Here is an 11,947-nt window from a genome sequence, read left to right as displayed (position 1 = left end):
CCCTATGTATGCTTTTTCTCGAATAATTGTGTCTGCCTTGTTCATAAGGATTCCCCCTGTTGATGGTGGTATATTTTAGGGTGTGTATCTGGAAAAATTTATCTTTTGTATCGCTGAGAATAACCTTCGTGAGCCGGCATTGACATTAGCTATCGGAGTAACTGATTGTATAATGCATATTCAAGTCTTTAACTTTTTGCAAGGTCTGGAATTGTATATGTCGTGCCTGATGGCGAAATCTGGAAGGACCGAAAATTTGTTAGGTGTACTGACGAAATATAAAATAGGGAATTTTATAGATTGGACTAAATAAGCTGAAATATCATTGATTCTAAACTTTCGATATCAAATAAAAAACCCCGACCGCAATCGGGGCTTTAATATTGGGTGCGTATAGGGTGCAAATTACCATTGCAATTTATCACGATCCATTACAATCCATTAATCTAAGTCTTTGAAATCATATTAAGTGGTTGTAATTATTAGAGGTCAAATAAGCCTCTCACGCCGGTAACGGGGGTTCGAATCCCCCTGGGATCACCAAATAAAATTAAAGGCTTATAACAAATTATAAGCCTTTTTTACTTTACATAAATCTAAACACCCAACACCATTCCCAACATTAAACAAGTAAATACAGTTAAATCATAACGAATTAGTTCCTAAATATTTGGTCTCTACGCCGTTAACCCGGGGTTCGAATCCTCCTGACATAACCAAAATAAATTCAAAAGGTTAACTAAAATTAGTTGCCTCCTTTTTATTTGAAAACTAATAATTTTCCACAGTATTCCCCACCACCTTTACAAAATGCACCCGAACTAACAATTTAACGGAAGGTCTGTCACGCTGAAGGTCGCGAGTTCGAGTCTCGTCGTCCCCCCACAGTACAATCAAGAGATTAGATTAATTTCTACACTCTTTTCTATTCGAGAATGTTTAAATTGCAACCTAATTTCCAAACTTCAATCCTAATCAAGTTGAGTTATCATGTAGAAATCTTCAGTTTCTCTAATCTTTAGGTTTAGGCACGCTATATACAATTTGGACAATAGCGAAATATTTTAGATTTTCATATGAAATACACACTCAGTCACTTCGCCAACTGTGGTAAAAGTTGTGCAATTTTGATATGCAGATTAATTTATAAAATCGTCAGCATTTCAGCATTGCACAGGACTGCAATCAGATTCTTTTAAAATAGTTTTTAATCAGGTCCAGTATTTTTTCTTACCAAAGAATTATTAAGGAGTAGCGCATGAAGATTTTGGGTATTGTTGGAAGTAGCAGAAAAGAGGGTGTTTCCGGTGTCCATCAGTTGGTAACAACGGTTTTGGAAAACACCGACTGTGATTACGAACTGGTCTCATTACGGGGTAAAAAGATTAGTGGGTGCATTGCCTGTCTAGGTTGTGTCAAAGACAATATTTGTAAAGTCGAAGATGACTTAACAAAGCTGCGTCCGTTGATAGCCGAGGTTGATGCCTATGTCATTGGTGCCCCTAATTATTATTCCACCTTAAATGCAGTAACACATGCTTTTTTAGAACGCTGGTACCAATTTCGCCATCAAGAGGGAGATACCCTGTGGGGTAAATTGGGAGTTGCTGTGGGTGTGGGCGGCACATCCGGATCTTTTCCCGCTGATGATATTGAGAAATTTTTCCTGTATAGTTTTATCGAAACCGTTGGTAAAGTTACCGGCCAGGGTGCCGCGTCATGTTTTTCATGCGGTTTCGGTGAGACATGCAAAGTCGGGGTGCCCGCTCTGCTTTATGGAGAAGGGGTAAAAATAACCGAAGACATGATTCCAAGGGTCACCAAGCAACCGGAAGTTTTGGAAGCCGCCGTTTCCGCAGGTAAACAACTGGGTAAACGATTACGAAACGGTCATGACCGCAAGGCCGTGACCCAAAAAATGCAGAAAACCTTAATGCAAATGTTCTCCGAGTCAGCTTAATCTCCGTCTGGTTATGAGTTCTCGATTTGATTAATCGTATTTTTTTGAAGATTGATTGGTGTAGTCTACTATGTATCAGGAGCGTTCGATTCAAATGGGGGCTACTACAGTATTTTCTTAGCTGATCACAGCTTCAACAGAAGACCCAAAACTCAATTTATACCATCATTAAAATTTATACCATCATTAAATGATATAAAGAACTAGTGCTAAAACAATTCCTGTAGTGCATCTGAGATATAGATTGGTAAGGCGATCATGCAATACGGATTCAAGTAGCACACCCTTCTTTGAACTGTAATCAAATCTCCACTTTGCGAAGCTATAAACCGAATAAAACCAAATTGCCATAATTGCTAAAACTAATATGTACATACCTTTAACTCTCACCACAGATTGACTATTTTTTCGAACAGAACATTGGTAATCCGGTACTTTTTTACTGGTTGCGACCAGCCATTACACCGCCATCGACGTCCCAAATGGCACCAGTGACCCAGCTAGCATCATCCGACAGTAAAAATTCGACCACGGCTGCAACGTCATCAACGCGGCCTACCCGGCCAATCGGATGAAATTCGTTGAAACCGGCCAGTGTATCTTCAATTTTGTCAGGGTCGATAAACTCACCGTAAATGGGTGTTACCACAACAGCAGGCGAAACGGCGTTTACCCGAATATTGTATTCGGCAAGCTCCATTGCCAGATGCTGTGTCAGTGAATGCAGGCCAGCTTTCGCCATGGAATAAGCTGATGAAGGTGTCGCCTTAATCGATTGTTTAGCCCACATTGAGCCGATATTAACAATGGCGCCGCCTCCGTGCTGTTTCATGTTTTTTGCAACAGTCTGAGAAATAAAAAAAAAGCTCTTGTTAAGATCAAGGTACTTATCATAGTCAGACTTGGAGTGTTCTAAAAACTTGGTTGGATTGAACGATCCGGCAGCATTGACCAAGTATTTAATGTGGCGGGGCTCATTGTTCAAACTCTCGATAAAACTATCAACCTGTTGTTCGTCATAAAGATTGACGCTTGCTGTTTGAACCGGCCCGATTGGTTCCAAATCGGCTTTGGCGTTTTCCAATGTCTTTGGATCATGCGCCAATAACATCACCTCTGCACCGAGCTTGAGGAGACGAATAGCGGATTGTTTACCAATACCGCTGGAACCGCCGACGATTAGAGCCAGTGGTGTATTGGATGCTTGCATTTTCATTCCTCCCTGAAAATTTTTTCACTGAATAACTTGAAGTTATTTAAAACGGTCGTAAAATTTATTCTTTATATGGTGGGGCTTCATCAGTTTTTGTCAAGCACAAGTATACATCTTGATAACACTGCTAATGGATGGGACCGCCTTAAGCATCTACGTGATCTGTTGTGCCATCCAATACAGGAAAAGTAATGAAAAAGATCTTAATTCTCTTTGGCCATCCGGCCTTCAAACGCTCAACAATCAATGCTGCTCTGAGAAAGGCAGCGGAAAACCTTGAGGGGATTACCTTCCACGACCTCTATGCGAGCTATCCCGATTTTCTCATCGATGTTTCCCACGAGCAGAAACTTTGTGAAGGCCACGATATTATTGTCTTTCAACACCCTTTTTATTGGTATTCGACACCGGCCATCATCAAGGAATGGTTTGACCTGGTTCTCGAACACGCCTGGGCTTATGGTGCAGCCGGCACAGTTCTCGCGGGCAAGATCACTTTTCAGGCCCTGACAGCAGGAGGTGATTTAAGCAACTATCGAACCGACGGCCTAAATATGTTTACTATCAAGGAACTCACTACACCGTTCCGAGCAACGGCCAACCTCTGTCAGATGGAATGGCTGCCACCTTTTGCGGTTCTCGGCATCCACCAGGGGCTTCCGAAAGAAGAATGCACCCGCCATGCGGAGGATTACCGCAAAACGCTCATTGCCTTGCGTGACAATCGAATGGACCTTGCAAAGGCACGTGATTGCGAACTACTGAACCACGAACTGAAATCAATTATCAATGAGGTGTAGCTATGGAAGAGTTTTTACTAAAGCTACTTATATTTCTGGGCGCTGCGGTTATCGCTGTTCCGCTGGCACGCAAATGCAAACTGGGTTCTGTTCTCGGCTATCTGATCGCCGGAATTGTGATTGGCCCATTCGGCCTGTCACTCATTGACGATATCGAGACGGTGATGCACTTTACGGAATTCGGGGTGGTTATGATGCTCTTTTTAGTCGGCCTGGAACTCAAACCCTCCCTGCTCTGGCAGATGCGCACACCGATACTGGGCATGGGAGGCAGCCAGGTAATGCTTACCTTTGTAGCGATCGGTCTCGCTTGTGCATTTTTCCTGCCCTGGCAGCAGGCCGTTGCCGTTGGTCTCATTCTTGCGCTTTCCTCTACCGCAATTGTCCTTCAGACCTTGCGCGAAAAAGGGCTGATGAACACATCGCCAGGTAAATCGATTTTCTCTGTGCTCTTGTTTCAGGATCTGGCCTTCATTCCCATGCTGGCCATCCTGCCCCTCTTGGCAGCAGCGGTGGTTCACACCGATACGCACCACGGTGGTGGATTTTTTGACATCACCACGTTTCCTGCTTACCTACGCCTCATCGTGGTGCTTTTGGCATTCGGCTTAATCTATGTTGTTGGTAAATATGGCAGCAGACCGATTTTTCGCGCTATTGCCGCCAGCCGTATTCGGGAAGTCTTCGTTGCGGCAGCCCTTGCACTGGTTATCAGCATCTCCCTGCTGATGACTGCAGTTGGACTATCACCGGCACTGGGCACCTTTATTGCCGGTGTGGTGCTTGCAGATAGTGAATACCGACACGAACTGGAAAGCGATATCGAGCCTTTCAAGGGGCTTCTGCTAGGTATATTCTTCATTTCGATTGGTGCCAGCCTTAATTTCACTCTGATCATTCAACAATTATGGCAGATCGGTGGACTGGTTACCGGGCTAATACTCATCAAAGCCCTAATATTGTTTGCCATTGCGAAGGCATTTAAAATGCCAGGTAATGAACGACTGCTCTTTGCCCTTGCACTAGCGCAGGGAGGAGAATTTGCATTTGTTCTTTTCTCGTTCGCCAGAATCAATGGGGTGTTGCCACAGTCGCTGACAGAAACCCTTATCTCCGTAGTGGCCATATCCATGTTTCTTGCACCTCTGCTCTTTTTGCTGCATGACCGGCTGATTGCACCACGCCTGCAGGAGACCGGTGCAGAAAGGCCGGCTGACGATATACAGCATGGCGGCCGATCTGTCATTCTGGCAGGCTTTGGCCGTCTTGGCACCGATCTTGGAAGGCTTCTCATCTCAGCTGGTGTCAAACCGGTCATTCTTGACCATAATGAAGCAAACGTCGACATTCTTCGGCGATTTGGCTTCGAAGTTTACTATGGCGATGCAACCCGTCTTGACCTGCTTGAGTCAGCTGGTGCTGCCGAGGCTGAGCTGATTATCATCACTCTCGGGGATCATGAAAAATCAATGGAGTTGGTTAAACTGGTTCAGAAACATTATCCGCAACTTAAAATCGCAGTCAATGCTGTAGACCGTGGAGCAGCCTTTGAGTTTATGGATCTTGGCGTCACTACTATACGTCGGGAAACCTTCGGCAGTGCCCTGGCGCTTGGGCAAGATGCTCTTCAGCTTCTCGGTTTTGACCCTTATGAGGCTTATAAAATCAGACGTCTGTTTCGAAAAAAGGACAAGGATACCATGCCAGAGCTTTACCGAATTCATCGCGAGGATGAGGACAAATATATATCCATGTATCAGCAGCACAATGCCGATCTTACGGAATTGATGAATAAGGATCGGGAGATTGACATGGAGGAGCTGGACAAGGCCTGGACCGCTGCAAACCCCGAAACTTAAAATAGTTCTATTTTAGAAAGAATTTCAAATTTAAGAAGCCGCAAATTGCCTTAGGTTTTAATATGCCATGTGGAAAAAGTCGATTCAAACTAAAAATATTTAATTTATCTTGACATCAAGGTTTTTGGAATTAACGTACCATCATGGCAACAGGACCTCATATACGCTTGGTATTATGGAAGGCCGCCAGGGCCGTTGAAAATGTTGACAGGGCAAGCATTGCCCGTACAGGCCTTGTCCTGTCGGATTTCACGATCATGGAGGCTCTGCTGCACAAAGGCCCCCTTCCTATCAATAAAATTGGGCAAAAGGTGCTGTTGACCAGCGGTTCGATGACGGCCGCGGTTGATCGAATGGAAGCCAGGGAGCTGGTAAGGCGAGTTAAGGATCCTTCCGATGGGCGCAGCTTTTACGTGCATTTAACCGAAAAGGGACGCAAGACCATCAAAACAGCGTACGCAAAACATGAAAATAATCTTGAAAAAATCGCCAGCGTCCTTTCCGACACAGAGCGTACAGAGCTTGTCCGCTTATTGAAAAAAATTGGCCTAAATGCTGAGTCAATGGACCCTGAAAAAGTCTAAAATACGAGTTTATCTCGATTAAAAAATGATCATTAGGGAGCTTAAAATGAACAATAATATGAACAATAATTTCAAGATCGGTGGAATCCACCACATAACGGCTATTTCTTCATCGGCCGCTGAAAATGTGGCTTTTTATGAAGATAATTTGGGTCTGCAATTGGTGAAAAAAACCGTCAATTTTGATGATCCATACACCTATCACCTTTACTACGGTGACCAAAAAGGTTCACCGGGAACCATTATCACCTTTTTTCCTTGGGAAAATTTGCCGCGCGGTAAAGCCGGCGCCGGAATGGTGAGCGCCATTGCGTTTGCAATCCCATCCGGATCTCTCGATTACTGGCGCAAGCGGCTCAACGGCCATGGCATTGAGACAGCTGAAAGCAAACGTTTCGGTGACGCCATAATTCAATTTGAAGATCCCCATGGCCTTGTTCTGGAGCTGGTTGAAATCCAGCATGCACCAGAAAATTCACTTTTGAACGATGGTGCTATTACGTCCGGCCATCCGATCCTCGGACTTCATTCGGCAACCGCGGTGCAGCACGCTGTAGATGACATCCAGGATCTGCTGGTCAACCGGATGGGGATGGAACTTCACAACATAGAAGAAGACCGCTATCGTTTTAAAATGGATAATGATGATGCCTTCGGGCATTTCTATGATGTGGTTATCGATCCCCAGGTAGACGTCGGAAGGCAGGGCGGTGGAACCGTTCATCATATTGCCTTTCGAACACCAACAGACGACGAGCAAAGATACTGGCAAGAAATCTTTACAGACAGCGGCTTTTCGGTGACAGCCATTCGGGACCGCAAGTACTTCAAGTCTATTTATTTTCACGCGCCTGGCGGCGTTCTCTTTGAAATCGCCACCGATCCGCCGGGTTTCAGCGTGGATGAGCCTATTGAGCGACTGGGGCGTGATCTGAAGCTGCCCGATCAATATGAATCCATGCGCGCTGAAATTGAGAGCCGTCTGCCAGAGTTGCCCTCACACATTGTTAACCCCGTCCAAGTTGAACCGGTAAGTTAATTTGAAAACAGCATTATCGGGTATGTCACCTTTCTCCAATCCGGATAGCGTTAGGCCCATACCCTGTAATCGGTTTAAGGAGATATAAAATGTCTTTTTCCAAAGATTCTGACGCGGATGCGCTTAAAGAAGCTTTGCTGTCGCGCAGAAATTTTCTCAAACTTGCGGCAGCGGCCGCAGCGCCTGCAATCACCGGGGGATTTGGATTCTTCAGTCATGCACATGGCGCAAGCGGCAGCTCGTCTGCTCAGGCTGATCTGATCGTGACCAATGCAAAGGTTTCCACTATGGCCCCGGGCAAGGAGTTCGTTCAGGCATTTGCCATCCGAAACAATATGTTCGTGGCTGTCGGGGACGACAGGGATATGATGCAGTTAAAAGGTCCAAAAACACTGGTGATCGATGCCAAAAGGCGGACCATCATTCCGGGGCTGAACGATTCCCATACCCATGTGATTCGTGGCGGCTTGAATTACAACATGGAGCTTCGCTGGGATGGTGTTCCGTCTCTGGCGATTGCTCTGGAGATGCTCAAAGAGCAGGCTCAGCGCACGCCCCCGCCACAGTGGGTGCGGGTGATTGGCGGCTGGTCGGAATTCCAATTTGCCGAAAAGCGAATGCCGACACTGGATGAAATCAACGCTGCCGCACCGGACACCCCTGTGCTGGTGGTCCATTTATATGCGCGCGCGCTGTTAAACAGGGCGGCCCTGCGGGCGCTGGGCATCACCAGGGAGACGCCAAATCCGCCCGGGGGATTGATTCAAAAGGATACCCGCGGCAACCCCACGGGTATGCTGATTGCTGAACCGAACGCCTACATCGTTTATTCGACAATTGCTCAGGCACCGCGACTTTCCAGGGATGATCAGATCAATTCCTCGCGCCATTTTATGCGCGAACTGAATCGATTGGGCGTAACCAGTGTAAACGATGCCGGCGGCGGCGGCCAGAATTTTCCGGAGGACTATGACGTCATCAATGCCCTTCATGATCGGGGGCAGTTAACGCTGCGGATTGCATACAACCTTTTTGCGCAGACTCCCGGAAAGGAGTTTTCGGATTTTTCGCGCTGGGTGAATATGACCAAACCGGGCAGCGGGGATGCGCATCTGCGGGTCAACGGTGCTGGCGAAAACCTCGTCTGGTCGGCGGCTGATTTTGAAAATTTTCTATTACCCAGCCCCCACCTGAAATCTGTCATGGAGCAGGATCTTGAAAAGGTGGTGCGGCTGCTCGCGGCTGAAAATTGGCCGTTCCGTGTACATGCCACTTACAATGAGACCATCAACCGATTTCTGGATATATTTGAACGGGTCCACCGCGACATACCTCTGGATCGTTTGAACTGGCTGATCGACCATGCCGAGACGATTACACCGCAGAACATTGAAAGAATTAAAAGACTCGGCGGCGGCATCGCCGTGCAGCATCGCATGGCTTACCAGGGAGAATATTTCATCCGTCGATACGGTGATAAAATGGCAGGACAATCGCCGCCTTTGAAACGTATGCTTGCGATGGAGATCCCGGTTGGCGGTGGAACGGACGCTACCCGCGTTTCCGGGTACAACCCCTGGATTACCCTGTACTGGATGACCACCGGCAAAACGATCGGTGGGACACCACTTTATGATGACGCCAACCGTCTGGAACGCATGGAAGCGTTGCGCGTGATGACCCACGGCAGCGCCTGGTTTTCCAGGGAACAGGCCGTCAAAGGCACCATCGAGCCCGGCAGATATGCGGATTTTGCGGTGTTGTCAGACGATTTTTTCAGCATTGAAGACGAAAAAATAAAAAACATCACTGCCGTTTTAACTGTGCTGGGCGGTGAGGTCGTTTATGCGGATGCTGAATTTAAGCATCTCGGCCCTCCGGAGCTTCCCGTGAGTCCGGATTGGTCGCCGGTCGGTAAATACGGCGGGTATTACAACGCGCAGCAGCGCCGAAAAAATCCGGCTTTAGCGGCTGCGGCGGCTTCGTTAATCGAAAGACCGAAAAATGACTTGCAAGCACTTGAACATCATCATCACACCACTGTTTTAAGTGACAAGCGTAATTGGAATCTTGATTGCCCCTGTTATCTGGGTTGAGGGACTCATCAATTTACAGCAAGAATACCGACAATATTACAACCTTGAGGAGGAACATAAAATGACCAACATCCTATCAAATACCGACAGCGGTCTGATTACCGCCGACAACTCGGCTGTCGTTTTCATCGACCATCAACCCCAAATGACGTTCGGCGTCGCCAACATCGAGCGTCAGCAACTGGTTAACAATGTGGTTATGCTGGCCAAAGGGGCCAAGTTATTTGATGTGCCGGCGATTCTGACGGCCGTTGAGACAGAATCATTCAGCGGTTACATCTGGCCACAGCTAATGGACGTCTTTCCGGGGCAGCAACCCATTGAACGAACCAGCATGAATTCGTGGGACGATCCGGCCTTCCGCGAAGCGGTTAAAGCAACCGGCAAGAAAAACATCCTCATCGCCGGGCTGTGGACCGAGGTGTGTGTGACTTGGCCGGCACTTAACATGCTCACTGAGGGATACAATATCTACGTTGTCGAAGATGCCTGCGGGGCGACATCGCAACTGGCCCACGATGCGGCCATTCGTCGTTGCGTGCAGGCCGGAGTGATTCCTATGACAACGATTCCCACGGTGCTGGAGTTTCAGCGCGATTGGGCCAACCGGGAGCATTACGACGATCTGCTCGATATTTTCCGCGAACATGGTGGCGCCTATGGTGACGGCATTGACTATGCTTACACAATGGTTCATAAGGCACCGCAGGCTGCTCAAAATCCGCATGTCGTTGAAAAATAGATTGCAACTCAAAGGGAATGGTGAAAAGTCCAGTTTTGTCCTATTATAATGGTATAAGGACTAAGCGTTTAAGAACTGAGAAACACACACTTGAGGAGGTTAAGGTATGAGCAATGAAATTCAGTTTGAATACGTGACGCCTGAAGAACTGTCGGCATGGATAAAAAAGCAAAAGTCATTCTTTCTGATTCACACGCTAACCGGAATCCATTTCCAAAAGGTTCATCTGCCGGGCGCTCAAAACGCATGTGTTTTTGAGGTCACTTTTCTGGATCAAATGCATTCGATCACAGCCGATAAAGATGCGGAAATCGTTCTTTACGGGTCGAGCGAGCGCTCCATGGATGCCCTGACGGCCGCCGAAAAGCTTAAACTGGACGGCTATCAGCGAATCATGATTTTAAAAGGGGGTATCGAGTCCTGGCGTGCTCTGGGCTATCCTTTGGATGGCGAATCTGCAGATATTGTCCCTGACCCCGAGGTCCGGCTCTTACTTCCCGAAGGTCAATATCAGATCGATACGGATCAAAGTATTATTGAGTGGTTCGGCCGCAATCCCAATACTAAGCATTTCGGGACCGTCCGTATTGCCAAGGGACAGATTCAAATCGAAAACGGCAACATGACAGGTGCGGTAGAAATTGATATGGATTCGATCGAAAACATCAACCTGGAAGGTGACGAGCTCCAACCGGTGCTGGTATCTCACTTAAAGTCAGATGATTTCTTTCTGGTAAAGGCATTTCCCACGGCAAAATTTACGATCAACAACGGCCAGCTGGCCGAGGAGCCGCATCTGAGTTCACCGAATTATGAGGTCAACGGAACATTGAATCTTAGAGGCATAAAAGCAGATCTTTCTTTTTCAACCACAATTGCCGGCACCGACGACGGTGGGCTAATTGCTGAAGCGCATTTCGACATTGATCGAACCCGTTGGAATGTGGTCTACGGATCAACCCGGTTTTTTGAAAACCTTGGAATGCATCTTGTCTATGACCTTATTAGTTTTCAAGTGAAGATTGTTACAAGTAATTAAAGTAGTCATTGGTTTGTATTATATTATCACACCCAAAAAAATTGATGATTTCTGGTTTTGGCTTTCCTGCTAAAAAATTTGGATAGCCGATTTTTTTCAGATTGGTATTCCTTATTTTAAGATTCGGATTTTTTAGATTGCCGCACCTTATATACAACTATTTCTAATCAATCCTAAATTGTGTCGTAAGGCACGAAGTTTACAATTTAAAATAGGCTGATTATTTGTAGACTTGTCATCTTAATCCACAATCTGAAAACGCTTGTGATATCTGTTTCATATCTGTAAAATTGCCAAAGTTGAGATACTCTCAATATATCGCAACCCATAGAATTATAACTTATGCCATTTAATAGCGGATGAAATTAGGCGGGGAACCAGATTCAAATACAGATTATTGTCTGATAGATAAAGAAATCTAATTGTACAAATTGAGAGGTGAGATGATACCTATTGAAACACTAATAACATTTTTTACAGCATCCATTTTGCTTGGTCTTGCACCCGGACCCGACAATATATTCGTACTGACGCAGTCCGCCTTACGTGGTAGGTCTGCTGGAATAGTTGTAATGCTTGGTTTGTGCACTGGACTCATTGTGCACAGCAGTGCTG

The 11,947-nt window shown here is 46.3% G+C and carries 10 protein-coding genes and 1 tRNA gene; 10 read left to right on the top strand and 1 reads right to left on the bottom strand.

The features are described 5' to 3' along the window. The first annotated feature begins 471 nt into the window (after positions 1 to 471). Together QNJ26_22380 and QNJ26_22375 are read left to right on the top strand one after the other, a co-directional pair. Positions 472 to 543, top strand: a tRNA-Glu gene (locus QNJ26_22380). A 715-nt stretch (positions 544 to 1,258) separates the two neighbouring features. Beyond that, on the top strand, positions 1,259 to 1,960 hold the full coding sequence (locus QNJ26_22375) for a flavodoxin family protein (protein MDJ0988300.1): 702 nt from the start codon (positions 1,259 to 1,261) through the stop codon (positions 1,958 to 1,960). 439 nt (positions 1,961 to 2,399) lie between these two features. Here the strand turns inward: QNJ26_22375 and QNJ26_22370 are convergent, their stop codons facing one another. Then, positions 2,400 to 3,170, bottom strand: coding sequence for an SDR family oxidoreductase (locus tag QNJ26_22370; protein ID MDJ0988299.1), 771 nt, complete (start codon positions 3,168 to 3,170; stop codon positions 2,400 to 2,402). Positions 3,171 to 3,364: 194 nt separating this feature from the next. On the opposite strand from QNJ26_22370, the gene QNJ26_22365 reads away from it, so the two are divergent. From QNJ26_22365 to QNJ26_22330, 8 genes are all read left to right on the top strand, one after another. Continuing rightward, positions 3,365 to 3,973: an NAD(P)H-dependent oxidoreductase gene (locus QNJ26_22365; GenBank protein MDJ0988298.1), complete on the top strand. Its 609-nt coding sequence runs from the start codon at positions 3,365 to 3,367 to the stop codon at positions 3,971 to 3,973. Between the two features lie 2 nt (positions 3,974 to 3,975). After that, positions 3,976 to 5,832, top strand: a complete 1,857-nt coding sequence (locus QNJ26_22360; GenBank protein ID MDJ0988297.1) for a monovalent cation:proton antiporter-2 (CPA2) family protein — start codon at positions 3,976 to 3,978, stop codon at positions 5,830 to 5,832. Positions 5,833 to 5,975: 143 nt separating this feature from the next. Beyond that, positions 5,976 to 6,416 (top strand): MarR family transcriptional regulator, encoded by a 441-nt coding sequence (locus QNJ26_22355; protein MDJ0988296.1) that lies wholly within the window; start codon positions 5,976 to 5,978, stop codon positions 6,414 to 6,416. 46 nt (positions 6,417 to 6,462) lie between these two features. Continuing rightward, positions 6,463 to 7,455 carry a ring-cleaving dioxygenase gene (locus QNJ26_22350; GenBank protein MDJ0988295.1) on the top strand — a complete coding sequence of 331 codons (993 nt, stop codon included), beginning with the start codon at positions 6,463 to 6,465 and terminating at the stop codon, positions 7,453 to 7,455. 89 nt (positions 7,456 to 7,544) lie between these two features. Beyond that, complete coding sequence (locus QNJ26_22345; protein MDJ0988294.1) at positions 7,545 to 9,551, top strand: amidohydrolase; 2,007 nt, start codon at positions 7,545 to 7,547, stop codon at positions 9,549 to 9,551. A 61-nt stretch (positions 9,552 to 9,612) separates the two neighbouring features. Then, positions 9,613 to 10,293 carry a hydrolase gene (locus QNJ26_22340; GenBank protein MDJ0988293.1) on the top strand — a complete coding sequence of 227 codons (681 nt, stop codon included), beginning with the start codon at positions 9,613 to 9,615 and terminating at the stop codon, positions 10,291 to 10,293. A gap of 106 nt (positions 10,294 to 10,399) precedes the next feature. After that, a complete protein-coding gene (locus QNJ26_22335) occupies positions 10,400 to 11,332 on the top strand; it encodes a YceI family protein (GenBank protein MDJ0988292.1) in 933 nt (310 codons plus the stop codon). A 443-nt stretch (positions 11,333 to 11,775) separates the two neighbouring features. Next, positions 11,776 to 11,947 (top strand): LysE family transporter (locus tag QNJ26_22330; protein MDJ0988291.1); only part of this gene is annotated, 172 nt, incomplete at its 3' end.

The sequence above is a fragment of the Desulfobacterales bacterium genome, assembly GCA_030066985.1.
Lineage (GTDB): Bacteria > Desulfobacterota > Desulfobacteria > Desulfobacterales > JAHEIW01 > JAHEIW01.
This window is presented reverse-complemented; position numbering and strand designations above follow the sequence as displayed.

Excerpts from the sequence above, each read along its gene's own strand:
- QNJ26_22375 (MDJ0988300.1), top strand. The coding sequence starts at position 1,259 with ATGAAGATTTTGGGTATTGTTGGAAGTAGCAGAAAAGAGGGTGTTTCC.
- QNJ26_22370 (MDJ0988299.1), bottom strand. The coding sequence starts at position 3,170 with ATGCAAGCATCCAATACACCACTGGCTCTAATCGTCGGCGGTTCCAGC.
- QNJ26_22365 (MDJ0988298.1), top strand. The coding sequence starts at position 3,365 with ATGAAAAAGATCTTAATTCTCTTTGGCCATCCGGCCTTCAAACGCTCA.
- QNJ26_22360 (MDJ0988297.1), top strand. The coding sequence starts at position 3,976 with ATGGAAGAGTTTTTACTAAAGCTACTTATATTTCTGGGCGCTGCGGTT.
- QNJ26_22355 (MDJ0988296.1), top strand. The coding sequence starts at position 5,976 with ATGGCAACAGGACCTCATATACGCTTGGTATTATGGAAGGCCGCCAGG.
- QNJ26_22350 (MDJ0988295.1), top strand. The coding sequence starts at position 6,463 with ATGAACAATAATATGAACAATAATTTCAAGATCGGTGGAATCCACCAC.
- QNJ26_22345 (MDJ0988294.1), top strand. The coding sequence starts at position 7,545 with ATGTCTTTTTCCAAAGATTCTGACGCGGATGCGCTTAAAGAAGCTTTG.
- QNJ26_22340 (MDJ0988293.1), top strand. The coding sequence starts at position 9,613 with ATGACCAACATCCTATCAAATACCGACAGCGGTCTGATTACCGCCGAC.
- QNJ26_22335 (MDJ0988292.1), top strand. The coding sequence starts at position 10,400 with ATGAGCAATGAAATTCAGTTTGAATACGTGACGCCTGAAGAACTGTCG.